This is a genomic window from Hymenobacter armeniacus, assembly GCF_014699055.1.
Classification (GTDB): domain Bacteria; phylum Bacteroidota; class Bacteroidia; order Cytophagales; family Hymenobacteraceae; genus Hymenobacter; species Hymenobacter armeniacus.
The window spans coordinates 58598-84804 of sequence record NZ_JACXAC010000005.1 but is presented as its reverse complement, the minus strand read 5'-3'; the positions used below and the strand labels follow the sequence as shown (position 1 = coordinate 84804).

At 62.1% G+C, this 26207-nt stretch carries 22 protein-coding genes; 13 read left to right on the top strand and 9 right to left on the bottom strand.

The window, feature by feature from the left end; all coding sequences use genetic code 11:
- Nucleotides 1–146: 146 nt before the first annotated feature.
- A complete protein-coding gene (locus IC234_RS15040) occupies nucleotides 147–695 on the bottom strand; it encodes a hypothetical protein (protein WP_190926135.1) in 549 nt (182 codons plus the stop codon).
- Nucleotides 696–929: 234 nt separating this feature from the next.
- Nucleotides 930–1481, bottom strand: a complete 552-nt coding sequence (locus IC234_RS15035; RefSeq protein WP_190926133.1) for a carbohydrate binding domain-containing protein — start codon at nucleotides 1479–1481, stop codon at nucleotides 930–932.
- A 212-nt stretch (nucleotides 1482–1693) separates the two neighbouring features.
- Between IC234_RS15035 and IC234_RS15030 the strand changes: the two genes are divergently transcribed.
- Entirely contained in the window at nucleotides 1694–4000 is a 2307-nt protein-coding gene (locus IC234_RS15030; protein ID WP_190926131.1) for a hypothetical protein, read from the top strand.
- 104 nt (nucleotides 4001–4104) lie between these two features.
- Here IC234_RS15030 and IC234_RS15025 read toward each other — a convergent pair whose 3' ends face one another.
- A complete protein-coding gene (locus IC234_RS15025) occupies nucleotides 4105–5565 on the bottom strand; it encodes a hypothetical protein (protein WP_190926129.1) in 1461 nt (486 codons plus the stop codon).
- A 273-nt stretch (nucleotides 5566–5838) separates the two neighbouring features.
- Nucleotides 5839–6372: a carbohydrate binding domain-containing protein gene (locus IC234_RS15020; protein ID WP_190926127.1), complete on the bottom strand. Its 534-nt coding sequence runs from the start codon at nucleotides 6370–6372 to the stop codon at nucleotides 5839–5841.
- 491 nt (nucleotides 6373–6863) lie between these two features.
- Between IC234_RS15020 and IC234_RS15015 the strand changes: the two genes are divergently transcribed.
- The 9 genes from IC234_RS15015 (at nucleotide 6864) to rfbA (ending at nucleotide 16539) form a co-directional block, all read left to right on the top strand.
- Nucleotides 6864–7622, top strand: a complete 759-nt coding sequence (locus IC234_RS15015; protein ID WP_190926125.1) for a class I SAM-dependent methyltransferase — start codon at nucleotides 6864–6866, stop codon at nucleotides 7620–7622.
- A 30-nt stretch (nucleotides 7623–7652) separates the two neighbouring features.
- Nucleotides 7653–8603, top strand: a complete 951-nt coding sequence (locus IC234_RS15010) for a glycosyltransferase family 2 protein (RefSeq protein WP_190926122.1) — start codon at nucleotides 7653–7655, stop codon at nucleotides 8601–8603.
- Nucleotides 8604–8658: 55 nt separating this feature from the next.
- Complete coding sequence (locus tag IC234_RS15005) at nucleotides 8659–10101, top strand: aldehyde dehydrogenase (RefSeq protein WP_190926120.1); 1443 nt, start codon at nucleotides 8659–8661, stop codon at nucleotides 10099–10101.
- Between the two features lie 136 nt (nucleotides 10102–10237).
- A complete protein-coding gene (locus IC234_RS15000) occupies nucleotides 10238–10864 on the top strand; it encodes an acyltransferase (RefSeq protein ID WP_190926118.1) in 627 nt (208 codons plus the stop codon).
- Between the two features lie 4 nt (nucleotides 10865–10868).
- A complete protein-coding gene (locus tag IC234_RS14995) occupies nucleotides 10869–12164 on the top strand; it encodes a nucleotide sugar dehydrogenase (RefSeq protein WP_190926116.1) in 1296 nt (431 codons plus the stop codon).
- Nucleotides 12165–12245: 81 nt separating this feature from the next.
- Entirely contained in the window at nucleotides 12246–13265 is a 1020-nt protein-coding gene (gene galE / locus IC234_RS14990; protein WP_190926114.1) for a UDP-glucose 4-epimerase GalE, read from the top strand.
- A gap of 119 nt (nucleotides 13266–13384) precedes the next feature.
- Nucleotides 13385–14440, top strand: coding sequence for a dTDP-glucose 4,6-dehydratase (gene rfbB / locus IC234_RS14985; protein WP_190926112.1), 1056 nt, complete (start codon nucleotides 13385–13387; stop codon nucleotides 14438–14440).
- A gap of 102 nt (nucleotides 14441–14542) precedes the next feature.
- Nucleotides 14543–15550 carry an SDR family oxidoreductase gene (locus tag IC234_RS14980; protein ID WP_190926110.1) on the top strand — a complete coding sequence of 336 codons (1008 nt, stop codon included), beginning with the start codon at nucleotides 14543–14545 and terminating at the stop codon, nucleotides 15548–15550.
- A gap of 110 nt (nucleotides 15551–15660) precedes the next feature.
- The gene (gene rfbA, locus IC234_RS14975; RefSeq protein ID WP_190926107.1) at nucleotides 15661–16539 is read left to right on the top strand and encodes a glucose-1-phosphate thymidylyltransferase RfbA; all 879 of its coding nucleotides are present in this window, start codon (nucleotides 15661–15663) and stop codon (nucleotides 16537–16539) included.
- Between the two features lie 83 nt (nucleotides 16540–16622).
- Here the strand turns inward: rfbA and IC234_RS14970 are convergent, their stop codons facing one another.
- Both IC234_RS14970 and IC234_RS14965 read right to left on the bottom strand, forming a co-directional pair.
- On the bottom strand, nucleotides 16623–18281 hold the full coding sequence (locus tag IC234_RS14970; RefSeq protein ID WP_190926105.1) for an FAD-dependent oxidoreductase: 1659 nt from the start codon (nucleotides 18279–18281) through the stop codon (nucleotides 16623–16625).
- Between the two features lie 156 nt (nucleotides 18282–18437).
- Nucleotides 18438–19844 (bottom strand): sensor histidine kinase, encoded by a 1407-nt coding sequence (locus IC234_RS14965; RefSeq protein WP_190926102.1) that lies wholly within the window; start codon nucleotides 19842–19844, stop codon nucleotides 18438–18440.
- Between the two features lie 174 nt (nucleotides 19845–20018).
- Between IC234_RS14965 and radA the strand changes: the two genes are divergently transcribed.
- The 3 genes from radA to IC234_RS14950 all read left to right on the top strand — a co-directional run bounded on the left by radA (nucleotide 20019) and on the right by IC234_RS14950 (nucleotide 24425).
- A complete protein-coding gene (radA, locus tag IC234_RS14960; RefSeq protein WP_190926100.1) occupies nucleotides 20019–21416 on the top strand; it encodes a DNA repair protein RadA in 1398 nt (465 codons plus the stop codon).
- Nucleotides 21417–21660: 244 nt separating this feature from the next.
- Nucleotides 21661–23280: a TlpA family protein disulfide reductase gene (locus tag IC234_RS14955; protein WP_190926098.1), complete on the top strand. Its 1620-nt coding sequence runs from the start codon at nucleotides 21661–21663 to the stop codon at nucleotides 23278–23280.
- 125 nt (nucleotides 23281–23405) lie between these two features.
- Nucleotides 23406–24425, top strand: a complete 1020-nt coding sequence (locus IC234_RS14950; RefSeq protein ID WP_190926096.1) for an SPASM domain-containing protein — start codon at nucleotides 23406–23408, stop codon at nucleotides 24423–24425.
- Nucleotides 24426–24510: 85 nt separating this feature from the next.
- Here IC234_RS14950 and IC234_RS14945 read toward each other — a convergent pair whose 3' ends face one another.
- From IC234_RS14945 to IC234_RS14935, 3 genes are all read right to left on the bottom strand, one after another.
- On the bottom strand, nucleotides 24511–24852 hold the full coding sequence (locus IC234_RS14945; RefSeq protein WP_190926094.1) for a hypothetical protein: 342 nt from the start codon (nucleotides 24850–24852) through the stop codon (nucleotides 24511–24513).
- A 134-nt stretch (nucleotides 24853–24986) separates the two neighbouring features.
- Nucleotides 24987–25205 carry a hypothetical protein gene (locus IC234_RS14940; protein ID WP_190926092.1) on the bottom strand — a complete coding sequence of 73 codons (219 nt, stop codon included), beginning with the start codon at nucleotides 25203–25205 and terminating at the stop codon, nucleotides 24987–24989.
- Between the two features lie 128 nt (nucleotides 25206–25333).
- Complete coding sequence (locus IC234_RS14935) at nucleotides 25334–26140, bottom strand: inositol monophosphatase family protein (RefSeq protein WP_190926090.1); 807 nt, start codon at nucleotides 26138–26140, stop codon at nucleotides 25334–25336.
- Nucleotides 26141–26207: the final 67 nt, after the last annotated feature.

Below are 26207 nucleotides of genomic sequence, written 5' to 3'. Positions count from 1 at the left end.
GGAGAAATGGGGCGTGCGCCGGTGGGTAGTGGCGAGCAGAGCGAAGCGAGAATAAGTTTTTTCACAACCGAAAATGGGTGGAGCGCACGAGTTGCGAAGCAAAGCTACGGCATTCCGGGCAGCCGCTTGGCTCGTCGCAGGCCGCCTTATTCGGCTTTGCGCAGCCTTACGTCGTCGAGATAAGTGGGGGCGGTGCCCTGGTCGTTCCAGAGGTAAATCTTGATGTTGTTGGCGCCCGTGGCGCTGGTGGGTAAGTTGATGGGCAAGCGCACGGCCGTCCACTCGCCAAACTTGGGCACGTCCTGCTCCACAGGCAGGGCCGCGTAGAACACCTTGGTGTCGTCGGTGGGGCTGGCGTTCACCTGCACCACTAGCTTGGCGGTGCTGCCCGCGGCCACGCGCAGCACCTGGCCTTCCAGCACCAGGCGGGTGAGGGGCGTGGGGCTCAGGTCGCGGAGTTGGCGCGAGTAGGTATAACTGAAAGCTACCTCGGGCTTCACGCGCACGCTCCATTGGCCGCTGTGGGCTTTCTCGGTGGTGAGGGAGGCGGCATCGGCATTGCCCCAACCAATGCTCTGCTCAAAATCAGCCGTGGCCAGCACCGAGGCGTCGGTGCCGGAGCGCGCCGCCGAATTGGAATCGCTGCGGCATGCGGCTAGTAGGCTGAGAGCGGTGAGAAAAATGGAATTGCGCATGAAAAAAGTTGAGTAGTATCCGAGGGCAAAAGAGCGGCCGGCGGACCCGAGTGGGGAAAGTTATTCTTCGTGCGCCACCACTAAATCATCGAGGTACACCACGTCATCGCCGGTGGTTTTTCACAAGTGGATGCGCCGGCTGGTGGGTGATAGGCAACCGGCGAACATGCCACCCCGCCACTCAGCAGCAAAATGCCCGCTACCCAGCGGCAAATCAACTGCCGCCATAAGCTGCTAGTTGCCAACACTGATGGTGATATCATCAGCATACACATTTTCTTTGGTGCCCATGCCCCAGAGGTAGCACTTAAGTTGGTTGGTGGCCTGCACCGAGTCTGGAAGGGCGAACGTTTCCGTTACGAGTTGCCACTCCTTGAATTTCTTCACCGATGTGGGCAGCACAATAGTCTTGTAAAACACAGGGGTGCCGCGTTCGGCAGAGTGGTTAATGGCCACGACCAAGCTGCTGGAAGCCTGCTGATTGGGTAACCACACCCACGCCGAGACGGTGAGGTCTTTGATTTTGGCGTTGCTCATCTTGCCCATGTTTTGAATGTAGGTGTAGGCGTATTCGCCCTGCGGGCCCACCTTCACCGCGTGCGTGCCAGAGTGAGCTTGCTCGGTGGTGATGCTGGCATCGGCGTTGCCACCCCAGCCCAATACGCTTTCAAAATCGTTGCGCGTCACCAGCGTGCCTTTGGTCACGGTGTCGCCTTTCGAGGAGCAGGAAGCCAGTAGCCATGCGCCGCCGGCCAGTCCCAGTAAGAGGGAATAAAGATTTTTCATTCGTAAAACTTAGATGGGTGTCGAAGCGGCAAAACTAATAGATTCGCCGTTGCGGTTGGGCTCACGAACGGTCCAGTAGTTCGGAAGAATGTTCACTGCGTTTCTTGGGCAGGCTCATTCCGTGGGCGCATCCGCAAGAAAGAATTGGTGGCCAGCATTTGGCTGCCGGTAAGCAACGGAGACGGCCGGCCTCGGACTTTATCTTTGCTCGCATGAGTTCTATTTTACGCAAGCCGCATTGGCTGGGTATGGGTGGGGTGGCCCTGGCGGCTATGGTGCTGACCGCGGTGTTGTTCGGCCCGGTGTTGCTCAATCCCAATGACTTCTATTTCAATCCGGGCGGCGACATGCTGCAGAGCTACTACGTCACGGCGTTCTATGCCATGTTCGACGAGGGCGCCCGCTTCACGGGCATGAACTATCCCTACGGCGAACATTTCAACTACCCCAACCTACAGCCGTTAGTAGCGGCCACGATGGGCTTTTTGCAGCGGCACGGCGTGCCGGCTGCGCGCTACACGGTGGGCATTACCAACCTGCTGGCCTTGAGTTCCCTGGTCATCACGCCGGGAGTGCTGTACGCAGTGCTGCGGCGCACGCGCCTGCCGGTGCTATACGCCGGCCTATTGGCCCTGATTATCGGGTTTATGTCGCCTCAAGTGCTGCGCCTCGACGGACATCTTTCGCTCAGCTATGCGTGGTTTGTGCCGTGGCTGTGGTATTGCATCATCCGGATGCAGGAGGCGCCGAGTCGCTGGCGTTGGTATGCGGTGTTCATTGGCAGCATTCTGCTGATAGGGGCCGTGATGCCTTATTTCCTGGCGCTGGGCTGTGCGTTTTTGTTGGGACACGTGCTGGTGCTGGCATGGCAGCAGCCTGCCATGCGGCGGTGGCTGGGGCGCCTGGTGCTGGCAGCGGTGCTACCGCTATTGCTGTTTAGAGGCTACTTATGGGCCACCGACCACGTGACCGACCGGCCGCCCAACCCGTATGGCCTGCTTGTATTTGTGGCCACGCCCAGCACAGTGTTCATGCCCATTGTGGGGCCCTTTCACGACTGGTGGCAGGAGCAATGGCCCAGCGAGGGCGACAGCGTGGAAGGCTATGCTTACGTGGGCCTAGTGAGCACGCTCGCGTTGGCCGCGTCGTTGGTGCTGGGCACGGCCGTGGTGCTGGCTCGCCGGCAGTGGCGCCGCCTAGGGCGTCCAGCGGTGCCGCTACACTTGCGTACCGGGCTGTGGGCCGCTTCGCTGTTGCTAATATTCTCGTTTGGCGTGCCATTTAAGTGGCACGGTTTCGGCTGGCTGACCGAGCACGCCGGGCAGGTGAAGCAGTTTCGGTCGTTGGGGCGTTTCGCGTGGCCGTTTTACTACGTGGGCACCACCTACACGGCGTATTGCCTGTACCGGCTGTGGCGATACCTGCGGCTGCGGCGGCTGGGTGCGCTGGCTTTGATGGGAGTGACGCTACTGCTATTCTGGGGCGTTGAGGCTTGGCTGCAGGTAACCGAAGAGGCTGCAAAAGTAATGACCAGCACCGGCGCCAGCGCTTTTCTGGACCCCGCCACTAACCTCATTTCGCGTTTGACGTGGAACAACCGCCGCATCTCGGATTTTCAGGCCATATTGCCGCTGCCCTACTACAACATCGGCACCGATAAGTTTGACCTGAGCGGCAGCGGCCAATCCATCTTTCAGGCCTACAAAGCGTCGGCCACGAGCGGGCTGCCGTTGCTGGCCAACCACACCCCACGTTCTTCGGTGGGGCAGGCCCTACAGCACGTGCAGCTGTTCAGCAGCCCAATGGTGCCCAAAGAATTGCTGGCCCATTTTCCCAACAATAAGCCCCTGCTGCTTCTTGTGACGCCCGATTACCTGACCGAGGCCGAGCAGCGGCTCGTGAGCCTAGCGCACCTGCTGGTGCAAACCCCCGAAGCCTCGCTCTACGAATTGCCGGTGGCCGCGCTGGCCGCCACCGCCCTGCCGCGGGAGCGAGCCAAAGCTGACTCGCTGCTGCGCACCCTGAAGGCGCGACCCGGCGGAATAGTTGCCACTACCCCTGCCGGCGTTCTGGTACAGGGCTTCGACAAAGCCCCCGACCGTCGGGGGCGCTTAGGAGCCGGCGCGTTTTACGAGCCCAAGGACCAGTTCTCAACCCTGTACGACGGCCCCGTGCCCGCGCCCGCCGATACCGGCCGCTACGAAGCCTCGGTGTGGATAAACGGCCAGACGGCCTACGGCTTCGGCAACATGCGGGTAAAGATGTATTACGCCGACGGCCACGGGGCGGAGTCGGTGGTGGACAGCCGAAAGGCCAACGAAGTGCAGGGCGACTGGGTGCGCATCGTGGTGCCCTTCCGGGTGCAGCCCGGTTTGCAGCGCATCGAGGTGCTCTATGAAAACCACGACCTGTTGGCCGACGACCTGCTCATTCGCCCCGTGGGCACCGACGTGTACTACTATACCGGCACCGGAACCCGCCGCCGACTTATTAAAAATACGTACCCGCTCACGCCATAAGTGTGGTCGGCATTTGGGAGCGGCAGAGAAAAAAATACCCTCACGCGCATCCGCCCGGCTGCTGCACAATGTAGCGGCCGGGCGGATGCGCGTGAGGGCAAAGCTTACTGTTGGTAGTAGAGCTTTCTACGGTCCGTCACGCCCCAGTACTGCAACATATCCGCATTTATGTCGGATGCTTTGTAGTCTGACATCAAGCCCCAGCTTAAGACATTGCAATACACGTAGAGCCGCACGACTGGCTCGGGCGAGTCCTGTATCTGCTCCAGCGCAAAACGCTCACACTGGTTGTTGGTTGGCATTTGCAGCACGGCATCCGCGTACATGAAATAGCCCGCACCCACGAGTATTACCGCCAGATAGCTCGTCCGTACACGGCTGCCCAAGTGCAGAAGCAAGTAGTAAGTAGATACCCCGAAGGCAAGCAAAAGCGCGATGGTGGCCGGAATGGTGACATCGCCGCGAATCAGGTTGGGACGATAGACACGGTAGCCGCCGAAGGGTATCAACGCCACAAACACCACGATAAACAACCCCGCCAACCGCATAAGGAGTAGCACCCGGTTGCGGTCGGCAGAGGCGGGCAGCAGCCAGCGCACAAGCTGTGTGTTCACTATTACCATCAACACGAGCAGGCGTAGCCCCCACTGGCCAAACCCTTCGGAAAGAATGCCCCCGGGCAGCATCTGATAACGTTCCCACAAGGTGTTGACGTGCGTGGCCTCCGCTTCATTGCGGCCGATGTATAAAGAATACAGGTCGAGCACGCCGAATACGAACAGCAGCAAGAGGGCTTGGTTTGATAGCCAGCCGGTGGCCAGCGTGCGCGGCGCGTCGGCGGTGGGCACCGGCTTCGCCTGCCGCCACAGCCAGTAAATGGCTACGCCGAGCAGCATCACCGATACTGCAGCCATCACGATAGGCCCGTTGAAGGCCAGCACTACCATCAGCAGCACCAACAGCATGGCCTGCCACGGCCGCACCCTAAACGGCTGCTGCAGGTAGGCCGCTTTGTAAAAGGGCCAGAGCAGCACCAAAAGCAGCATCATCGGGAGGCCGTAGAAAAAGGTGTACGTAACGGCCATATTGGTAATTCCCATCTGGTAGGAGAAGCCGTCCGTTTGAAACAAAGGCACCAGTAGCGCCGCCCCTACCCAGTACCCCCAGCGGCTGCGCTTGGCCCCCACGCTCAGCTGAATGTAAGCCGCCAGCAACAGCATCACGCCTACCTGCACCCCGGTGTTGAACAAGGCACTAGCCACGTACAGGCTGTTGATGGGCGTGGTGAAGAGCTGCAGCAGAAACGGCATGGTCTTCCAGTAAAGGGTCATGGCCGCGTGCGCGAAAAAGCGGTTGGTGCCGGCGTAAACTGCATTCTGGGTGATGACCGACCAGCCGAAGGGGTCGTGCATGATGGGCACGCACTTCTCGCCCGGCAACACAATGGTTACCATGTCGCCATCCAATGGCAACTGGTAGTTCTGCCAGAAGGTATAGGCAGTGTCGAGGATGATAAACGTCAGCAGCAGGCCAACCCAATAGTATTTAGGAAAGGACTTGAACATCGTTGCTATATAAAATCAGTATAGAACCACCTTTGCAGGACATCGCAAGGGGCAAGGAATCCGCTTTCTCATTGGGGAGCTGCCGACCCGAGTGTTACTTTGTGCGCACGGCTTTGCCGGTGCCTCGGGAGGGGCCTTGCCCGACAATGCGCGGGCCAACCCACGCCCGCCACAGAGGCCAAAACGGGAAATTGCCCTGCCGTCTTGTGACACAGGAAGCAGCGTTATAAGGCCGTTGGACGATTCCCGCTGCTGCTTGCCGGCTAAGTGCGCTTACTTAATGGTCATTTTGACGTCGTCCACCATTACTTGGTCACTGGCATCGGCCCGCCACAACGCGAGGCGCAGGTGCTGTGTCGGCGTGATGGTGGCCGGCAACTCGTAGTCAGCCTCTACTTTTTGCCATTGATTGCCCTTCTTCACCGATTCGGCCAGGCGGATACCACCTCCATATATCTCCTTGCCCGTTTCGGGTTCCATCACCTGAATGCCCAGCACTCCAGTAGATTTTTCGCCAGGCAGCATCGCCCAAGCTTCCAGGTGGATGGATTTGACGCGCTTAGGAGAGACGTAGTTTAGCGCCATGTCAAACGTAGGGCTGAACTCATGGTCTTTGTCAACCTTCAAGGCATACCGACCGGAATGGGCTTTGCCACGGAACAGTGCCGCCGGGTCGGTGTTCCAGCCAACCAAGGACTCAAAATCATTCTCAATGACGATGCTTCCGTCCTGTGCAGAGGCTGCCTTATCATCGGATGAGCAGGCTGACAGCAGGGCTATGCTTAGTAAAAGGGTAAAGTTTTTCATTAATTAAACGACAAGAAAGTATTTGGTAGCAAAAGTAGACAGTCGGGCCTACAATTCGGTATCATCGTGCCGCATCACCAGTTTAAGGTTCGGACCCCCTGCATCGTAGCACGCTAATGGGCCAGCCTTTCTGCTGCCAATTCCTTTACTTATGGTGCATATAAGAGTAGCCACGGCCCGGTGTCGTGCCACAATACCGGCTGCTACCTTGCCAATACCACGCCCGCTGCAGGCAGGGTCTATAGCTAGACATAACCCCCATTGAACAGTTTCAACATATATGGCCGGTGAAGAACTACCCAACAGCGTAAAAAACGCCCCCACTTTGTGAAGACGGTGTTGAAGGGATTGTAGTATTGAAGCGCCGGAGAAAAAATATTCAGAAAGGCACAGAAGACGTCCATTAATAACAGATATGGTCAGAAATGTCATTTAGGTCTCTAACAATAAACGTGATGTAGCCACATTCCCTTGCCGTACTTTTGCCTAGCATGGACCTGACCTACGAAGCCAAATATCACCAGCTCGAAGAACAGCACTGGTGGTTTGCCAGCCGCCGCGATGCGGTGTATGACCTCATTGCCAGTCTGCAGCTGCCGCACACGGCCGCCATTCTGGAAATCGGCTGTTCGGGCGGGCCGCTCATGCAGCGCCTGCGCGCCGCCGGCTACCTCGACGTGACGGGCATCGACGTAAGCGCGCCAGCCATTGAGCTGGCCCACGCCCGCGGCGTGACCAATGCCTCGCTGATGGACGGAGCCGCCTTGGAGTTTGCCGACGGCCGCTTCGACGTGGTGGTGGCTTCGGATGTGCTGGAACACATCGAGGACGAAGCCCGCGCCTTGCGCGAATGGACGCGCGTGCTGAAGCCCGGCGGCCAACTGCTGGTATTTGTGCCGGCTCACGCCTACCTCTGGAGCGAGCACGACGTGGTGAACCACCACTACCGCCGCTACTCGCGCCAGGATTTGGTAGGCGCTCTGCAGCGGGCCGGCCTGCGCACCCGGCGCAGCTCGTTTTGGAATGCGGCCATGTACTTTCCCACCGCCGCGCTGCGGCTGGGGCGCCGGCTGGTGTCGGGCCCGGTGTCGCCCATCAAAAAAGAAGGCTCGACCGGCGACCTGCGCCACTTTTCGGGCCCGGCCAACAGCCTGCTGCTGTGGTGGGTGAAAGCTGAAAACCGACTGCTGCGCTTCTTCGACCTGCCCCTGGGTGTGAGCGTGTTTGCGCTGGCCCAGAAACCTGCTTAGCTTTTCTTCCTTAGCCAATTCCCTGCCCGCGTGGAGCTGTCCGTCATCATTCCCATCTACAACGAGGAACCCAACATCGACGAGCTGTACCGGCGCCTGCTGAGCGTGCTGGAGCCCATGGCGCTGCCCGGCGGCTTTGAGCTGATTTTCATCAACGATGGCTCTCGCGACCAGTCCTTGGCGCTGCTGATGAATCTGGCCGCCCGCGACCCCCGGGTGCGCTACATCGACCTGAGCCGCAACTTCGGCCACCAGATTGCCGTGACGGCCGGCCTGGACCGGGCCACTGGCGAGGCCGTGGTCATTATCGACGCCGACCTGCAGGACCCGCCCGAACTCATTCCGCTGCTGCGCCAGAAAATGCTGGAAGGCTACGAAGTGGTGTACGCCAAGCGTCGTTCGCGCCAGGGCGACAGCATGGCCAAGAAGCTCACGGCCCGCCTGTTCTACCGCATCCTGGCCAGTATCACGCACATTTCCATCCCAGTGGATACGGGCGATTTCCGCATCATTTCGCGCAAGGTGGTGGAAGGCCTGCGCCTGATGCCGGAGCAGAACAAGTTCATCCGCGGCCAGATTTCCTGGATTGGCTACCGCCAAACATACATTGAATACGACCGCGCCGAGCGCGCCGGCGGCGAAACCGGCTACACCTACCGCAAAATGATACGCCTGGCCCTCGACGGTATCACGGCCTTCTCCGACGTGCCGCTGAAGGCGGCCACCATTGGCGGTTTCTTGGTATCAGGTATTGCCTTTTTGGTGGGCCTCTACACCATGTATTCGCGGTTTGTCACCCACGATTACCAGCCGGGCTGGCCGTCGCTGATGGTGAGCATCCTCTTTCTGGGCGGGGTGCAGCTGATTTCGGTGGGTATCATTGGCGAGTACATGGCCCGGCTGTCGGCCAACGTGCGGCAGCGCCCACTGTATTTGATTTCGGATACCAACCTGCCGCTGGTTTCGGCGCCGGCGAAGTAACCAGCGGCGTTGCGGCGGGCAGGTTTGTTAGCTTTGCCAGCCTAGTCCCGCCCGTATGCTCAACCTGCTCAACTACATCAACGGCCAGCTGGTACCGCCCCAGGCAGGCCGCTACCTCAACAACATCGAGCCTGCCACCGGTCAGGTTTACGGCCAGATTCCCGACTCCGGCCCCGAAGACGTGGCCGCCGCCGTGGCGGCCGCCAAGGCCGCCCTGCCCGCCTGGCGTGCGCTGCCCGCCGAGGACCGGGGCCGCCTGCTGGTGCGCATCGCCGACCTCATCGACGCCAACCTGGAGCGCCTGGCCCGCGCCGAAAGCCAGGACAACGGCAAGCCCTTGAGCCTGGCTCGGGTGATGGACATTCCGCGCGCCGCTTCCAATTTCCACTTCTTCGGCACCTCCGCGCAGCACTTTGCCACCGAGGCCCACGTGCAAGAGGGCGTGGCCGTGAACTACACCGTGCGCCATCCGGTGGGCGTGGTGGGCTGCATCTCGCCCTGGAACCTGCCGCTCTACCTCTTCACCTGGAAAATTGCGCCGGCCCTGGCCGTGGGCTGCTGCGTAGTGGCCAAGCCGTCGGAAATTACCCCGGCCACGGCGTTTTTACTGAGCGAGCTGTGCATGGAAGCCGGGCTGCCGGCCGGCGTGCTCAACATCGTGCACGGCAACGGGCCGAATTGCGGGCAAGCCATTGTGGAGCATCCGGGCATCAAGGCCATCAGCTTCACGGGCGGCACGGCCACCGGGCGCCACTTGGCCGCGACGGCCGCGCCCATGTTCAAAAAGCTGAGCCTGGAGCTGGGCGGCAAAAACCCGAACATCGTCTTCGCCGACTGCGACCTGGCCGCCGCCGTGGCCACCAGCATCCGCAGCAGCTTTGCCAACCAGGGCCAGATTTGCCTGTGCGGCTCCCGCATTTTCGTGGAGCGACCCATCTACGAGGCTTTCAAAGCGGAATTTTTGAAGCAGCTTAAGGACCAAAAAATCGGCGACCCGCTCGAAGCCGACACCAGGCAGGGCGCACTGGTGAGCGAAGCGCACTTACATAAAGTGCTGACCTACATCAAGCTGGCCCACGAGGAAGGCGGCACGCTGCTGGCCGGCGGCCATCGTGCCACCGTGCCCGGCCGCTGCTCAACCGGCTACTTCCTGGAGCCCACGGTATTCGAAAACCTGCCCTTCGACTGCCGCACCAACCAGGAGGAAATCTTTGGCCCCGTCGTCACCCTCACGCCCTTCGACACCGACGAGGAGGCCCTGATGATGGCCAACAGCACCGACTACGGCCTATCTGCTACCCTCTGGACCCGCGACTTGCAGCGCGCCCACCGCGTGGCGCACCAGCTGCACAGCGGCATTGTGTGGGTGAACACCTGGCTGCACCGCGACCTGCGCACGCCCTTTGGCGGCATGAAAAACTCCGGCGTGGGCCGCGAGGGCGGCCTGGAAGCGCTGCGGTTTTTCACGGAAGCCCAGAACGTGTGCGTGAAGCTATAAGCCACAGGAGCGCGGCTACCGCTCATCGGTCCGGGTTGGCGGCATGATGCTAACGGTTTACGGGAATTCCCCCAAAGAAGGACCCTAACCCCCGTCGCCGTCTTACCTTTGCCGGCCGAACCACCCGCTTGCCCGCATGCCCCACCCCGCCTCCGATTACTATGCCCATCCCACGGCCGTCCTCGACGAAGGCTGCCAGATAGGCCGGGGCAGCCGCGTGTGGCACTTTTGCCACATCAGCGCCGGTGCCGACATCGGCGAGCAGTGCAACCTGGGCCAGAACGTCTTTGTGGCCGACGGCGTGGTGCTGGGCCGCAACGTGAAGGTGCAAAACAACGTGAGCCTGTACGGCGGCGTGGTGTGCGAAGACGACGTGTTTCTGGGCCCTTCGGTGGTGTTTACCAACGTGAAAAACCCGCGCAGTGCCGTGCCCCGCAAGGGCGCTGGCCAGTACCAGAGCACGTACCTGGAGCAGGGCGTGACGGTGGGCGCCAACGCCACCATCGTGTGCGGCGTAAGACTCGGCCGCTACGCCTTTGTGGGCGCGGGCAGCGTGGTCACGCACGACGTTCCGGCCTATGCCCTCGTATACGGCGCGCCTGCCCGGCCGCAGGGCTGGATGAGCGCCTACGGCCATCGCCTCGCCTTCGACGCCAACCGCCGGGCTACCTGCCCCGAAAGCGGCGAACAGTACGAGCTAAGTGCCGACGAAAAATCGGTGCGCCCGCTTCCTAAAAACGAAAAACGAACCCCGAAAAACTAACCACGTGTACGACCAATTATTGCGCAAAGAGGCCACGCTGGCCGTCATCGGCCTCGGCTACGTGGGCTTGCCCATTGCCCTCGAATTCGCGAAGCAGCTGAAGGTCATCGGCTTCGACATCAACGCCGGCCGCGTGGCCCAGATGAAGCAGGGCATCGACCCCAGCGGCGAGCTGGAAAAAGAGGCCTTCGACGGCTGCGACATCACCTTCACCGACTCGCTGGAAGTGCTGCGCCAGGCGCAGTTCTACATCGTGGCCGTGCCCACGCCCATCGACGAGCACGCCATGCCCGACCTCAAGCCTCTGCTCGGCGCGTCGTCGTCGGTGGGCAAGGTGCTGAAAAAGGGCGACTACGTGGTGTTCGAAAGCACCGTATACCCCGGCTGCACCGAGGAAGACTGTATTCCGGTGATTGAGCGCCTGTCGGGCCTGAAGTTCCCGAACGATTTCAAGGTAGGCTACTCGCCCGAGCGCATCAACCCCGGCGACAAGGAGCACACCCTGCGCCGCATCGTGAAGGTGGTGAGCGGCAACGACCAGGAAGCCCTCGACACCATTGCCAAGGTGTACGAGCTGGTGGTGGATGCCGGCGTGCACCGCGCCAGCAGCATTCGGGTGGCCGAGGCCGCCAAAATCATCGAAAACACGCAGCGCGACGTCAACATTGCCTTGATGAACGAGCTGTCGATGATTTTCGACCGCATGAGCATCAACACCTACGAGGTGCTGGAAGCCGCCGGCACGAAGTGGAACTTCCTGAAGTTCTCGCCCGGCCTGGTGGGCGGCCACTGCATCGGCGTGGACCCGTATTACCTTACCTACAAGGCCAAAGAGCTGGGCTACGACGCCAAAGTCATCCTCTCCGGCCGCACCACCAACGACAACATGGGCGCCTACATCGCCCGCAAAACGGTGCAGATGATGATTAAGAAGGGCAAGGACGTGGCCAAAAGCCGCGTGCTGGTGATGGGCGCCACCTTCAAGGAAAACGTGGAGGACATCCGCAACTCGAAAGTGGCCGACGTGATTCAGGAGCTGAAAAACTTCTCGGTGAACGTCGACATCGTGGACCCGCACGCCGACTCCAACGAGCTGCACCACGAATACGGCTTCCGCCTCACGCCCGCCGACGACGTGCGCAAAGACTACGACGCCGTGATTGTGGCCGTGGGCCACCAGCCCTACGCCGCCAAAGACGAGGCATATTTCCAGTCCATCACCTCCGAAAATGCCGTGCTGGTCGACATCAAAGGCCTGTACCGGGGCAAGATGAAGGACCTGCAGTACTGGAGCCTGTAACCCATGGGCGAATGCGTGAATGGGTGAGGTAATACATTTTCCTGCTTTTTCGCTCAGTTGCCCATTCACTCATTGAAAACTATGCGTACCAAAATTCTAGTTACGGGTGGCGCGGGCTACATCGGTTCGCACGCGGTGGTGGAGCTGCATCAGGCCGGCTACCAGCCCATTATCGTCGATGACTTCAGCAATTCGCAGGAGTCGGCGGTGGCGGGCATCGAGGCCATTCTGGGCACGCGCGTGCCGCTGTATACCATCGATTGCGCCAACGAAGAGGCGCTGCGCGGCGTGTTCCAGGCCGAGCCCGGCATTGCCGGCGTGATTCACTTTGCCGCCTTCAAGGCGGTGAACGAGTCGGTGCAGAAGCCGCTGGCGTATTACCGCAACAACCTCGACTCGCTGCTGGTCCTGCTGGCGGTGATGCCGGAGTTTGGGGTGGAAAGCATCGTGTTTTCGTCGTCGTGCACCGTGTACGGCGTGCCCGACAAGCTGCCCGTGACCGAGGCCACGCCCACCAAAAAAGCCACCTCGCCCTACGGCGCCACCAAGCAGATGGCCGAGGACATCCTCACCGACGTGGCCGCCGCCGGCGGCCCGCGCACCATTTTGCTGCGCTACTTCAACCCCATTGGGGCGCATCCGTCGGCCAAAATCGGCGAGCTGCCCCTGGGCGTGCCCCAGAACCTGGTGCCCTTCATCACGCAGACGGCCGCGGGCATTCGCGAAAAGCTGACCGTGTACGGCACCGACTACGACACGCCCGACGGCTCTTGCGTGCGCGACTACATCTACGTGGTCGACCTGGCCAAGGCCCACGTGGTGGCCGTGCGCCGCTTGCTCGAGAAAAAAGCCGCCGACAAAGTGGAAACCTTCAACGTGGGCACCGGCCGCGGCAACACCGTGCTCGAAGTGGTGCGCACCTTCGAGGAGGTGAGCGGCCAGAAGCTGAACGTGGAGCTGGGCCCGCGCCGCGCCGGCGACGTGCCCGCCATTTACGCCGACGCCACCAAAGCCGAGACCGTGCTCGGCTTCAAAACCGAAGGCACCCTGGCCGAGGCCCTGGCCAGCGCTTGGAAATGGCAGCAGGCACTGGGCAAGTAACGGTTGTCGTGCTGACAAAGGAGGCTTCGTATCGCGGCTGCCTGCGTCAGGTCCATCATTTACTGCAGCACCGGACGTGAAAGGTCCTTCGCTGCGCTTAGGATGACAAATACTTCATCATGAAAATCCTTATCACTGGCGGGGCCGGCTTCATTGGCTCGCACGTTGTGCGCTTGTTCGTTACAAAGTATCCGAACTACCAGATTATCAACCTTGACGCGCTGACGTACGCTGGCAATCTGGAGAACCTGCGCGACGTGGAGCAGGCGCCGAACTACCGGTTTGTCAAGGGCGACATTGCCGACCAGAGTTTCATCGACCAGCTGTTTGCCACCGAAGAGCCCGACGCGGTGATTCACCTCGCGGCCGAGTCGCACGTCGACCGCAGCATCACCGACCCCATGGCGTTTGTGAAAACCAACGTCATCGGCACCGTGAACCTGCTGAATGCGGCGCGGCACCTGTGGCAGCCCAAAGGCTACGAGGGCCACGTGTTCTACCACGTGAGCACCGACGAAGTGTACGGCTCGCTGGACTTCGGCCCCGAGATGTTTACCGAAGAAACGGCCTACGACCCCCGCTCGCCCTACTCGGCGTCCAAGGCCAGCTCCGACCACTTCGTGCGTGCCTGGCATCACACCTACGGCCTGCCCATCAAGCTCAGCAACTGCTCCAACAACTACGGCCCCAACCACTTTCCCGAGAAGCTCATTCCGCTGGCCATCCACCGCCTGCGCACCGGCCAGCCGGTGCCGGTGTACGGCAAGGGCGAGAACGTGCGCGACTGGCTGTTTGTGAAAGACCACGCCACGGCCATCGACGCGGTGTTTCACCAGGGCAAAAACGGCGATACCTACAACATCGGCGGCGTGAACGAATGGCAGAACCTCAAGCTCATCGAGCTGCTGTGCGACGTGGTGGACCAGAAAACCGGTCAGGAGGTGGGCACTTCCCGTAAGCTCATCAAGTTCGTGACCGACCGCGCCGGCCACGACATGCGCTACGCCATCGATTCCTCGAAAATCATGAACGAGCTGGGCTGGAAACCCTCCGTCACCTTCGAGCAGGGCCTGGCCCAAACCGTGGACTGGTACCTCGAAAACGAGGAATGGCTGAACCGCGTGACCAGCGGCGCCTACCAGGACTACAACCAAAAGCAGTACGCCGGGCGCTAGCGCTGCGCTTCAGTGACCAGTTATCAGTGAGCAGTGAACAGTATCGTTCCATAGTCATTTCGATAACTGTTCACTGCTCACTGATAACTGTTAACTGACCTTATGTACGAAAATCCCTTCCACGAGCGGCCGCTCGACAACCTGACGTTTCTCGTGACCGGTGGCGCCGGCTTCATCGGCTCCAACATTGTGGAGTACCTGCTGAAATACGGCGTGAAAAAAGTCCGGACCCTGGACAACTATTCCAACGGTTTCCGCAAAAACCTGGCGCTGTTTGCCGGCGATGCCCGCCTCGAAATCCTGGACGGCGACATTCGCGACGCGGCCGTGTGCGCCAACGCCTGCCAAGGCGTCGACGTGGTGCTGCACGAGGCCGCGCTGGGCTCGGTGCCGCGCTCCATCAAAGACCCCGTGCTGACCAACGACGTGAACGTAGGCGGCTTCGTGCAGATGCTGACCGCCGCCAAAGACGCTGGCGTAAAGCGCTTCGTGTACGCCGCTTCGAGCTCGACCTACGGCGACCACCCCGGCCTGCCCAAAGTAGAAGACCGCATCGGCAAGCCGCTCTCGCCCTACGCCGTCACCAAGTACGCCAACGAGCTGTACGCCGACGTGTTTGCCCGCACCTACGGCATGGAAATCATCGGCCTGCGCTACTTCAACATCTTCGGCCCGCGCCAGGACCCGGGCGGGGCCTACGCGGCCGTGATTCCGCTGTTCATTGACGCCATTCTGCGCAACGAGCCGCCCACGCTGAACGGCGACGGCGGCCAGACCCGCGACTTCACCTTCGTGGAAAACTGCGTGGAAGCCAACATCCGCGCCGCCTTGGTGCAGAACCCCGAGGCCCTGGGCCAGGTGTACAACATCGCCGTGGGCGACCGCACCTCGCTGGTGCAGATGTACGACATCCTGCGCGAGGAAGCCGGCTCCGACCTGGCGCCCAAGTTCGGCCCCGACCGCCCCGGCGACATTCGCGACTCGCTGGCCGACATCTCGAAAGCCAACCGCCTGCTGGGTTACAACCCGCAGGTGCGCATCCGCGAAGGCCTGCGCCAGACCCTGGAGTGGTTCAAGGCCAATCAGAACTTCATTCAGGAGCGCAACTAGCGCCAGGTTTCGCGAGGTACAGCAAGGTCTCGCGAAGGTTGCCTTTGGCAGTTCATCACCAAGAAAAAAACCTTGCGAAACCTCTTCTAACCTCGCGAAACCTTGCGCTCATGAAAGGCATCATCCTCGCCGGCGGCTCCGGCACCCGCTTGCACCCGCTCACGCTGGCCGTCTCGAAGCAGCTCATGCCCGTGTACGACAAGCCGATGATTTACTATCCGCTGTCGATTTTGCTGATGGCTGGCATTCGGGAGGTGCTGATTATCACCACCCCGCACGACCAGGCGCAGTTTCAGAAGCTGCTGGGCGATGGCACAAACTTGGGCTGCGACTTTCAGTACGCCGTGCAGGAGGTGCCTAACGGCCTGGCCCAAGCTTTTGTGATTGGCGCCGATTTTATTGGCAACGACAAGGTGGCGCTGGTGCTCGGCGACAACATTTTCTACGGCGCCGGCCTGGAAACCCTGCTCAAAGCCAACAGCAACCCTACCGGCGGCGTGGTCTTCGCCTACCACGTGCTCGACCCCGAGCGCTACGGCGTGGTGGAGTTCGACGAGAACAAAAAGGCCCTCAGCATCGAGGAAAAACCGGCCAAACCCAAGAGCAACTACGCCGTGCCGGGCCTGTATTTCTATGACAACGACGTCATTGAAATTGCCCGGAACCTGCAGCCCAGCGCCCGCGGCGAGTACGAAATCACGGACGTGAACCGCGAGTACCTGCGGCGCGGCACCCTCAAAGTGGGTATCCTCGGCCGGGGCACGGCCTGGCTCGATACGGGCACTTTCGAAAGCCTCATGCAGGCCGGCGAGTTCGTGCGCGTGATTGAGCAGCGCCAGGGCCTGAAGGTGGGCGCCATCGAAGAAATTGCTTACCGCCAAGGGTTTATCAACGCCGAGCAGTTGCGCGCCCTCGCCGAGCCGCTGCGCAAAAGCGGCTACGGCGACTACCTCATGAACCTGCCCGAGCAGCTGGTGGTGCGGGAGTAGGTTATCGGGCGTGAGGGTAGGAGGGTGTGGGGGTAGGAATTTAGCAGATGTGGCATACCTCCTACCCTCACGCCCGATAAAAACTACTCGTCCAGATACTGGTGCACAAACTTGATGGCCATGCTGCCCTCGCCCACGGCCGAGGCCACGCGGGCCATGGCTCCGGCGCGGCTGTCGCCGGCCGAGAAGATGCCCGGCACGCAGGTTTCGAGCAGGTAAGGCTCGCGCGCCTTTTTCCAGACCTGCGGGTAGCGCGGGTCGGTCACCAGGTCGCGGCCGGTGAGCACGAAGCCTTTGCCGTCGCACAGCACTTGGTCGCACACCCATTCGGTGCTGGGCTTGGCGCCGATGAAAACGAACAGGGCCCGGGCGGGGCGCTTTTCCACCGTGCCGTTTTGGTCCAGCATCACGGCTTCGAGGTGGTCCTGGCCGCACACTTCTTTGATTTGCGAGAAGGGCAGCAGCTCGATGTTGGGCGTGTTGCGAATCTGCTCGATGAGGTAGGCCGACATGCTGGCGGCCAGGCTGGCCCCGCGAATGACGATGTAGACATTGCGGGCATACGTGGCCAGGTACATGGCCGCCTGTCCGGCCGAGTTGCCGCCGCCCACGATGTACACGTCCTGCTGGTCGCAGCTGCGGGCCTCGGTGCGGGCCGCGCCGTAGTATACGCCCGCGCCGCTGAGGCGGTCCATGCCCGGCACGTCGAGGGTGCGGTAGCTCACGCCGGTGGTCAGCACCACGGCCTTGGTTTTCACCTCGCGGCCGTCGCCCAAGGTCAGGACTTTGTAGCCGTCCTGAATGCACAGCTTGGTCACGTCCTGCGGGGCCAGGAACTCGGCGCCGAGGCGCACGGCCTGCGTCCAGGCGCGGTGGGCCAGCTCGGCCCCGCTCAGGCCCGTGGGGAAGCCCAGGTAGTTTTCGATGCGCGAGCTGGTGCCGGCCTGCCCGCCGGGCGTTTGCCGCTCGATGATGAGCGTTTTGAGGCCTTCGCTGGCGCCGTATACGGCGGCGGCCAGGCCGCTGGGGCCGGCCCCTACCACCACCACGTCGTACATCTCCTGCAGCGGCTGGTTGGCGATGCCGAGGTGGTTGGCAAGGTCGGTTTTGCTGGGGTTGGCCACGGCCTTGCCATCAGGGCAGATGATGAGGGGCAAGTCGGTGGCGTCGAAGCCGCGGGCCTTCACCAGGGCCTGGGCCTCGGCGCTGGCTTCGTAGTCGAGCCACTGGTAGCCCACCATGTAGCCGCTAAGGAAATCCTTGAGCTCGTGCGAGAGCGGCGACCATTGGAACCCAATCAGCCGCACGCCGTCGAAGCGCGGCTTGTGCGTGGCCTGCCAGGCCGTGAGCAGGTCGTGCAGGGTAGGGTAGAGCAGGTTTTCGGGCGGGTCCCAGGGCTTCATCAGGTAGTGGTCGAGCCGGGCCGAGTTGATGGCTCGCACGGCCGCTTCGGTATCAGCGTAGGCCGTGAGCAGCACGCGCTTGGCGTCGGGGAAGTACTCGCGCGAGGCCGTGAGCAGCTCCACGCCTTCGAGCTCGGGCATGCGCTGGTCGGCCACAATCAGGGCCAGCGGCTCCTCTTTTTCGTGCAGCTCCTGAATGGTGGCCAGCGCCTCGGGGCCGGAATTCACCCGCAGAATGCGGTAGTCTTTGCTGAATTCCTGGCGCAGGTCGCGGGCGATGGCGCCCAGCACCTGCAGGTCGTCGTCGACGGCGAGAATAATGGGTTTCGGAGTGGCCATGGTTGGGGGTGGTGTTTTTATAATGTTCTGACGGGGCGCCTCACCCCCTGACCCCCTCTCCCAAAAGAGACGGGGCACCGGTCTTGCGTGGGCGTCAGGCTCCCCTCTCCTTTGGGAGAGGGGCCGGAGGTGAGGCGCTCCGGCCGTGCAGCCATGCTACGCCTGCGCCCCCGCCACCGGCAGCCAGGCACAAAATTCGGTGCGGCCGGGCTCCGAATTTACTTCCAGTCGGCCGTCGTGCTGCCGGATAATCTGCTGCGCAATATCAAGCCCCAGGCCTGAGCCGTCGCCGGCTTGCTTGGTGGTGAAGAAGGGCTCGAAGATATGCGGCAGCACTTCGGCCGGAATGCCCGAGCCGTTGTCGCGCAGGAACACGCGCACAAAGTCGCCCTCCCGCATGGTGCGCAGCGTGAGCTCGCCACCCTGCGCCGGCAGGGCATCAATGGCGTTGTCGAGCAGGTTGGTCCACACCTGGTTCAGGCTGCTCACCCGGCCCCGTATCGGGGGCAAGCCGGGGGCGTACTCCCGCACCACGGATACGTTTTTTTGGCGTAGCTGAAAGCCCAGCATGTTGAGTGTGCTTTCCAGCCCGGCCGTCACGTCGAGGGACTCAAAGCCCCCGTCGCGGTCCATGTGCGAGTAGGTTTTCACGTCGGCTACCAGCTTGCTGATACGGCCGCCGGCCTCCTGCACGTCGCGCACCAGCTGCATGGTGGTGAGCTGGCCTTCGAGCCAGGCAAAGGCCGCCGGGCGCGCCGCCGGCGGCAACAGGGCGGCCGTGGTGGCCAGCGCCTCGGGGGCCAGGCCGGCCTCAATGAACGTCGAAGCCAGGCCGTAGCCATCGGCCACGCCCTGGCCGTCGAGCCAGTCGGCCAGCTCGTCCTCGGCATTGGCGCGGGCCAGGGCCGACAGCGGCGCGGCCGACGCAGCCGGCACGGCCAGCCCCGTGAGCGCGCGCATGGCCTCCGGCGACGGGCAGTGGCCCACCAATTCCATAAACAGCGCGGGCTTGGCGGCGGCGCGCTGGGCCAGGGCCTGGGCGGCGCGGGCAATGGCGGCGGCGGGGTTGTTGAGCTCGTGGGCCAGGCCGGCCGAGAGCTTGCCCAGGGCGCGCAGCTTGTCGTCGCGCTCCTGGTTGCGCACCTGGTCGCGGCTGCGGTCGTTCATCACCGCCACCAGGCGCTGGGTGAGCTCGGGGCTAGCTTGCTCCAGGGCCGGGAAATGGTCCCGGTGCAGCGTGTACAGCAGCGTGTCACCCACGGCCGTGCCTTGGCCATTGATAACGCGCAGCCGGGAATAGGGCAGCACGCCCGTTACCTGTCCGGCCTCGATGCGAAAAATGGGCTCGCGCTGGGCGCCTTTCACGGCGTAGAACTGAATGCCGCCACGAATGATGGCCGTCATCAGCTCGGCCGGGGAGCCGGGCTCGAAGAGCACTTCGCCGTGGGCGGCGGTGCGGCTTGCGCCGTGGGCCAGCAGCCACTCCAGCGTGGCATCGGGCAGGCCGGCAAAGGCCGTGACGGTGGCCAGGTCGGCGGCGGTGATGAGGGAGGTTTCGACCATAAGGGAACGGCCCTGCGAAGGGCGTAATGTTGACCGGTTGCCGGGGACAGGGCGTTGTACCTTGCGCCTTGCTGCCGACGGATGAGCCGGCAAAATGCTTCAATTTTGAGGCAACTTTTTCCGCCCGGGCAGCCTTGTAATTTATCATTCTATTTCCCGCAAAGTAGTTTTTTCATGGCCAAAGCCAGAACCGTATTTTTTTGCCAGAACTGCGGCGCGCAGTCGGCCAAGTGGATAGGCCGCTGCCCGGCCTGCGGCGAGTGGAACACCTACGTCGAAGAAGTGGTCCAGAAAGAAACCGCGGCCACCACCACGGGTCAGTGGAAGCCCGCCAGCACGGTGCCCGGCGGCAACTTGGCCAAAGCGGCCAAATCCGTCCAGCTCGGCGACATCCTGGTGGAGGACGAGCCCCGCATCATCACCCCCGACGGCGAGCTGAACCGCGTGCTGGGCGGCGGCATCGTGCCGGGCTCCATGGTGCTCATCGGCGGCGAGCCGGGCATTGGCAAAAGCACGCTCATGCTGCAGATTGCCCTCAGCCTGAAGCGCATGAAAGTGCTCTACGTGAGCGGCGAAGAAAGCGAAGCTCAGATAAAGATGCGCGCCGAGCGCATGGCCGCCGGCCAGCAGTCGGGCTGCTACATCCTCACCGAAACCAACACCCAGAACATCTTCCGGCAGATTGACCAGGTGCAGCCCAACATCCTCGTCATCGACTCCATCCAGACCATGCATTCCACGCTGGTGGAAAGCGGCGCCGGCAGCGTGAGCCAAGTGCGCGAGTGCACCGCCGAGTTCCTGAAATTTGCCAAAGAAACCAGCACGCCCGTGCTGCTCATCGGCCACATCACGAAGGACGGCAGCATTGCGGGCCCCAAAATCCTGGAGCACATGGTGGATACCGTGTTGCAGTTCGAGGGAGACCGGCACCTGAGCTACCGCATCCTGCGCACCACCAAAAACCGCTTCGGCAGCACCTCCGAGCTGGGCATCTACGAGATGCAGGGCGACGGCCTGCGCCAGGTGAGCAACCCCTCCGAAATCCTGCTCTCGCAGCGCGGCGAAAGCCTGAGCGGCATGGCCATCGGGGCCACGCTGGAGGGCAACCGCCCGCTGCTGGTGGAGGTGCAGGCCCTGGTGTCGCCCACGGCCTACGGCACCCCGCAGCGCAGCAGCACCGGCTTCGACGCCAAGCGCCTGCAAATGCTGCTGGCCGTGCTCGAAAAGCGCGCCGGCCTGCGCCTGGGCCAGCACGACGTGTTTCTGAACATTGCCGGCGGCCTGCGCCTCGACGACCCCGCCCTCGACATGGCCGTGTGCGCCGCCGTGGTGTCGTCGCTCAACGACCTGCCCATTCCCGGCAACGTGTGCCTGGCCGCCGAAGTCGGGCTGAGCGGCGAAATCCGCGCCGTGAGCCGCCTCGACCAGCGCCTGGCCGAGGCCGAGAAATTAGGATTCCGGGAGATGTACGTGTCGCAGTTCAACGGCAAAGGGTTGGACTTAGCCCGGTTTGGCCTGAAGGTGCAAGCCGTGAGCCGGCTCGACGAAGTACTGAATGGCCTGTTCGGTTAGCCAAAAACGGCGCTGATAATCAGCCAGTGCCCCCGAAGCCCTGCGGCTTTTGTCGAGTCCTGCCCGCGGGAAGGCCTTAAAAATTCTGTCGCGCGATTTGGATTTTATAAATCAAAAAGCCGTATCTTCGGAGTGCTGATAGGCTTTTACCGCGAATTCATAGGTAAGACCGTTGAAAGCGCTTGCCCGTTTAGTCGATTTTTGGCAGCTGCCGGCGCCTGCTGGCCGCTAGTTATTTGGTGATATGATGTCGTCTTTCATTACGTATGCGCGCCGGTTGGTGGGCGCGGCGCTGGTGCTGGCGCCGCTGCTGAGTCACGGGCAGGGGCGCACCACGACCACCGTGGTGGGCGCCGCGGCCCGCAAGGCCCCGGCTACCGAAGCCGCTTTGGGCGGCAAGGCCACGCTCACCGGCCGCATCAGCGGCCCCACCACCGACTCGGTGGCCATCTCCCTGCGCGAAAACCCGCTCGACCCCAAGGAAAAGCTGTTTCGGGCCAAAATCGGCGACAAGGGCGAGTTCCGGCTCACCGTGCCCGTGAGTGGCCCCACCAAGGCCGACCTGGTGTATGGCGACGACGTGGCGCCCTTGTTTCTGGACCCCGGCACCGACATTGAAGTGCGCTTTAAGGGCAGCGACATGTCGGGTACGCTGAAATTTAAGGCCAACGACGTGCCCACCGGCCTGGCCACCAAGCTGCGCAACGGCTCGAACCTGACCGACGAGCAGCGCCACCGCCAGCAAGGCGCCAACGCCAACAACTACCTGGTGGAAGCCGATGCCCAATTCGTGGAAAACGACGGGTTTCAGGTGCTGCCCGACAACATTCAGCTCTACGAAGCCCCGTTTCTGTCCTTCCTTGAGTACCGCCGCAAGCACCAGTTTGAGTTTCTGGAAGACCACGCGGCCAAGCAGTCGTTCACGCAGGATTTTTACAACTACGCCCACGCCGAGGTGGTGTACGCCTACGCCAACGACCGCCTCACCTTCCAGGACCTGCGCGAGCAGGTGGTAAATACCGAAGGCCGCCTGAAAATGGCGCCCGACTACTACAACTTCCTGCGCGAGCCCGGCCTGCTGAACGACCCCAACGCCGCCCAGAGTGAGCTGTACCACGAATTCCTGCTCAACTACGTGCATTTCGCCGTGGCCCAGGACAAGCACCAGCGCACCGACCCGGACTTCTACCCGGCGTCCTACGCCCTGGCCAGCAAGAAGCTCACCGGGCCCACGCGCGCCATCATTCTGGGCCGCATCCTGCAGGAGTCCTTCCGCTTCGGGCACGTGAAGCAGTCGGCCGCCATGCTGGCCGACTTCCGCGCCTACGACGCCAAAAACCAGTATTTCCCCACGCTGCAGGCCGATTTTGACCGGCACAAAGAATTCGCCATCGGCGCGCCGGCCCCGGATTTCAAGCTGGCCACCGCCGCCGGCGACACGGTGCACCTGCACGACTTCGCCGGCAAGCTAGTGTACCTGAACTTCTGGAAATCGACCAACGGCTTGTGCCTGCGCGACCTGGCCTACGCCCAGGAGCTGATGCGCAAGTTTGAAGGCAAAAACATCACGTTCATCAACATTGCCCTCGACGAGAACGAGCAGGCCTGGCGCTCGCTCGTGATGGCCAAAAAGCTGCCCGGCGTGCAGGTGCGCGTGCCCGGCGGCGGCCTGCGCTCCCAGATTGCCAAGGAATATGCCCTGCAGGAAGTGCCCACCTACATGCTGGTGGGCGAAGACGGCACCTTCCTCAACACCAAGCCCAAGCGCCTGAGCAGCCGCGCCGCCATCGACGAAATCAACCAGTCGTTTGGCAAAGCCAGCACCTACACCAGCGCCATCGACTTCTCGGCCACGAAGAAGTAGCCCGCGCCGCCCGGCGTAACTTAAGTAGCGCGAACTTTGTAGTTCGCGTCCCGGCACCGGCCAACCGGCTTGCCCCACGGACGCAAACTGCCAAGTTCGCGCTACTGCTTTTAGCTCCCCGCTTCATGTCCACGCTCAACGACAGCCTCAACCTCCTTTCCAAAGCCACGCCGTTGCGCGTGTGGAATACCGCGCAGGTGGTGGGCTCCTACATCCTGAGCAAATTCACGGGCAAGGCCCGGCTGCGCGGCCTGCCCATGGCGCTGAGCTTTGAGCCCACCACCAGCTGCAACCTGCGCTGCCCGGAGTGCCCCAGCGGCCTGCGCTCCTTCACGCGGCCCACGGGCATGCTGCAGGGCGACCTGTTCAAGCGCACCATCGACGAGGTGGCCAGCCGGTTGTGGTACCTGATTTTTTATTTTCAGGGCGAGCCCTACCTGCACCCGCAGTTCCTGGAGCTGGTGAAGTACGCGGCCGACAAAGGCATCTACACCGCCACCAGCACCAACGCCCACTACCTGAACGACCAGAACGCCCGCAAAACGGTGGAAAGCGGCCTCGACCGCCTCATTATCTCTCTGGACGGCACCACGCAGGACGTGTACCAGCAGTATCGGGTGGGCGGCAAGCTGGAAAAGGTATTGGAAGGCACGCGCAACATAGTGAAGTGGCGCAAGGAGCTGAAGTCGAGCACGCCGCGCGTCATCTTCCAGTTTCTGGTGGTGCGGCCCAACGAACACCAGATAGACGATGCCAAGGAGCTCGCACAGGCCTTGGGCGTGGATGATGTGTGGTTCAAAACCGCCCAGATTTACGACCACGCGCAGGGTTCGCCGCTCATTCCCACCATCGACTACTATTCGCGCTACCAGAACAACGGCAACGGCACCTGGAGCCTGAAAAACAAGCTCGTGGACCATTGCTGGAAAATGTGGCACAGCTGCGTCATCACCTGGGACGGGCTGGTGGTTCCTTGCTGTTTCGACAAGGACGCCGAATACCGCCAGGGCGACCTCAAAACCGAAACCTTCGCCCAGCTCTGGCGCGGCCCCAAGTACCAGCACTTCCGCAGCAGCTTACTCAAGGGCCGCGACCAGATTGAGATGTGCCGCAACTGCTCGGAAGGTACCAAGGTGTGGGGCTAGGGCCCGGTACCTGAACAGCCGTTCTGCCGGCCCGCAATGGGGCCGGTAGAACGGCTGTTCAGGTATTGGCAAAGGGCTAACCGGCCTATTTGTGGCCTTTCATCAGGTTTTTGCCCAGGTCCTCTACTTGCTTGAGGAACTCGTCGGTGTCGCTGTCGGCGTACACGCCGTAGGCCGAGGAAATGGTGCCGCGCACGCCGTCGTTGGCTTCGATGGCGTAGAGGATGGACATGTCGTCGGGGTTGCTTTCGCCTTCGAAGCGGTAGAAATCCACAATGGTTACTTCGTCGGGGGCGTAGCTCTTGTTCGAGTCGCTGCCAATGGTTTGCAGGCGGCCATCCACGACGTTGAAATCCTGGGTGAAGCCGTCCTTGGTCAGCTTGTTCTCAACATTTACAAGCGACCGTTCTTCTTCTTTGTCCTGCATGGCTGGGGGTGTTTGGGTAATGAAAGAATGTGCGAAGGGGGCTAAAACAGGCGTCCCCGCTTCGGCTATACGGAGCCGGGGCGGGGACGGGTTATTCGAAAGTTAGAAAGAAATTAAAGCGCTGGGCTGAACCGTCAGCGGCCGTTGTGGGCGCTGGCCCGGGCCTCGATGGTGGCCTGCAGGCGGTCGACGTCGAGCTGCCCGCAGGCGCCGCCGCAGCCCTTGGCGCAGCCGGCGGCCGATTTGCTGAAAAACGCCCGCCAAAAAATGCGGCCCACGTAGAACGCCGCCGCCACGAAGAGCGCGCCAATCAGGAAATACTGGATTTCGACGGAGGTGAGGGCGAGGAGCATGAGAGGAGAACTAAGCTGGAAAAGGAAAAGTTTGCGGGCGCTGCGTACCCCCAAGCTGTGCTTGGGCCCGCCGCACATTACCACACGTTTCACGTTTGGGCCCAAGCACAGCTTGGGGGTACGCAGCGCTACTTCCAGAATTCGCCAATGACGGCCTGCACCTGCGCGTGCAGGTGGCCGTTGCTGGCCACCACCTCGCGCCCAAACAGCGGGTCGCCATCGGTGAGAAACTGCGTGACGTGGCCGCCGGCCTCGCGCACCAGCAGGATGCCCGCCGCCACGTCGTACGAATTCAGGTTGAACTCAAAAAACGCTTCGCAGCGCCCGGCGGCCACGTAGGCTAGGTCGACGGCGGCCGAGCCCAGGCGGCGCACGCCGTGGCTGCGGCTCATGAAGGCGCCGAGTATCTGCAGGAAGGGCTCCATCTTGCCAAAGTCTTTGTAAGGAAAGCCTGTGGCAATGAGCGAGCTGTGCAAATCGGAAATGTCGGTGACGCGAATGGGCTGGTCGTTGCAAAAAGCCCCGCCGCCGCGCACGGCCCGGAAGCTTTCGTCGCGGCTCACCTCGTGCACCACGCCCACGGCCAGCTCCGTGCCGTGCAGCAGCCCCACGCTGATGGAGTACACCGGCAGGCCGTGCACAAAGTTGGTGGTGCCGTCGAGCGGGTCGATTATCCAGGTAAACTCTTCGGCCTGCGAGTCGGGGCCGGCCGTGCCTTCTTCGGTGATGAAGCCGGCCGTGGGCAGCAGCTCACGCAGGCCGGCCACGAGGCGGCGCTCGGTTTCCTGGTCCACGTAGCTCACGAGGTCGTGCAGGCCTTTGTGCTCAATTTTGGCGCGGTCGAAAGTGGCCGCTTCCTGGCGGATGAACTCGGCGGTGCGGCGGCACAGGGCCGCCACGTCGTGGGAAAGCTGGGTGAGGTCGGGAGACGTCATGAGTAAAGTTTAGAACGATGTAGAGACGCGACACTTCGCGTCTCTACATCGTTGCTGATGTTGTTAA

Excerpts from the sequence above, each read along its gene's own strand:
- IC234_RS15035 (WP_190926133.1), bottom strand. The coding sequence starts at position 1,481 with ATGAAAAATCTTTATTCCCTCTTACTGGGACTGGCCGGCGGCGCATGG.
- IC234_RS15030 (WP_190926131.1), top strand. The coding sequence starts at position 1,694 with ATGAGTTCTATTTTACGCAAGCCGCATTGGCTGGGTATGGGTGGGGTG.
- IC234_RS14945 (WP_190926094.1), bottom strand. The coding sequence starts at position 24,852 with ATGCAGGACAAAGAAGAAGAACGGTCGCTTGTAAATGTTGAGAACAAG.
- IC234_RS15040 (WP_190926135.1), bottom strand. The coding sequence starts at position 695 with ATGCGCAATTCCATTTTTCTCACCGCTCTCAGCCTACTAGCCGCATGC.
- IC234_RS14965 (WP_190926102.1), bottom strand. The coding sequence starts at position 19,844 with ATGGTCGAAACCTCCCTCATCACCGCCGCCGACCTGGCCACCGTCACG.
- IC234_RS15000 (WP_190926118.1), top strand. The coding sequence starts at position 10,238 with ATGCCCCACCCCGCCTCCGATTACTATGCCCATCCCACGGCCGTCCTC.
- IC234_RS14940 (WP_190926092.1), bottom strand. The coding sequence starts at position 25,205 with ATGCTCCTCGCCCTCACCTCCGTCGAAATCCAGTATTTCCTGATTGGC.
- IC234_RS15015 (WP_190926125.1), top strand. The coding sequence starts at position 6,864 with ATGGACCTGACCTACGAAGCCAAATATCACCAGCTCGAAGAACAGCAC.
- IC234_RS14955 (WP_190926098.1), top strand. The coding sequence starts at position 21,661 with ATGATGTCGTCTTTCATTACGTATGCGCGCCGGTTGGTGGGCGCGGCG.
- IC234_RS14950 (WP_190926096.1), top strand. The coding sequence starts at position 23,406 with ATGTCCACGCTCAACGACAGCCTCAACCTCCTTTCCAAAGCCACGCCG.
- galE (WP_190926114.1), top strand. The coding sequence starts at position 12,246 with ATGCGTACCAAAATTCTAGTTACGGGTGGCGCGGGCTACATCGGTTCG.
- IC234_RS14970 (WP_190926105.1), bottom strand. The coding sequence starts at position 18,281 with ATGGCCACTCCGAAACCCATTATTCTCGCCGTCGACGACGACCTGCAG.
- rfbB (WP_190926112.1), top strand. The coding sequence starts at position 13,385 with ATGAAAATCCTTATCACTGGCGGGGCCGGCTTCATTGGCTCGCACGTT.
- radA (WP_190926100.1), top strand. The coding sequence starts at position 20,019 with ATGGCCAAAGCCAGAACCGTATTTTTTTGCCAGAACTGCGGCGCGCAG.
- IC234_RS15020 (WP_190926127.1), bottom strand. The coding sequence starts at position 6,372 with ATGAAAAACTTTACCCTTTTACTAAGCATAGCCCTGCTGTCAGCCTGC.
- IC234_RS14980 (WP_190926110.1), top strand. The coding sequence starts at position 14,543 with ATGTACGAAAATCCCTTCCACGAGCGGCCGCTCGACAACCTGACGTTT.
- IC234_RS15005 (WP_190926120.1), top strand. The coding sequence starts at position 8,659 with ATGCTCAACCTGCTCAACTACATCAACGGCCAGCTGGTACCGCCCCAG.
- IC234_RS15025 (WP_190926129.1), bottom strand. The coding sequence starts at position 5,565 with ATGTTCAAGTCCTTTCCTAAATACTATTGGGTTGGCCTGCTGCTGACG.
- rfbA (WP_190926107.1), top strand. The coding sequence starts at position 15,661 with ATGAAAGGCATCATCCTCGCCGGCGGCTCCGGCACCCGCTTGCACCCG.
- IC234_RS14935 (WP_190926090.1), bottom strand. The coding sequence starts at position 26,140 with ATGACGTCTCCCGACCTCACCCAGCTTTCCCACGACGTGGCGGCCCTG.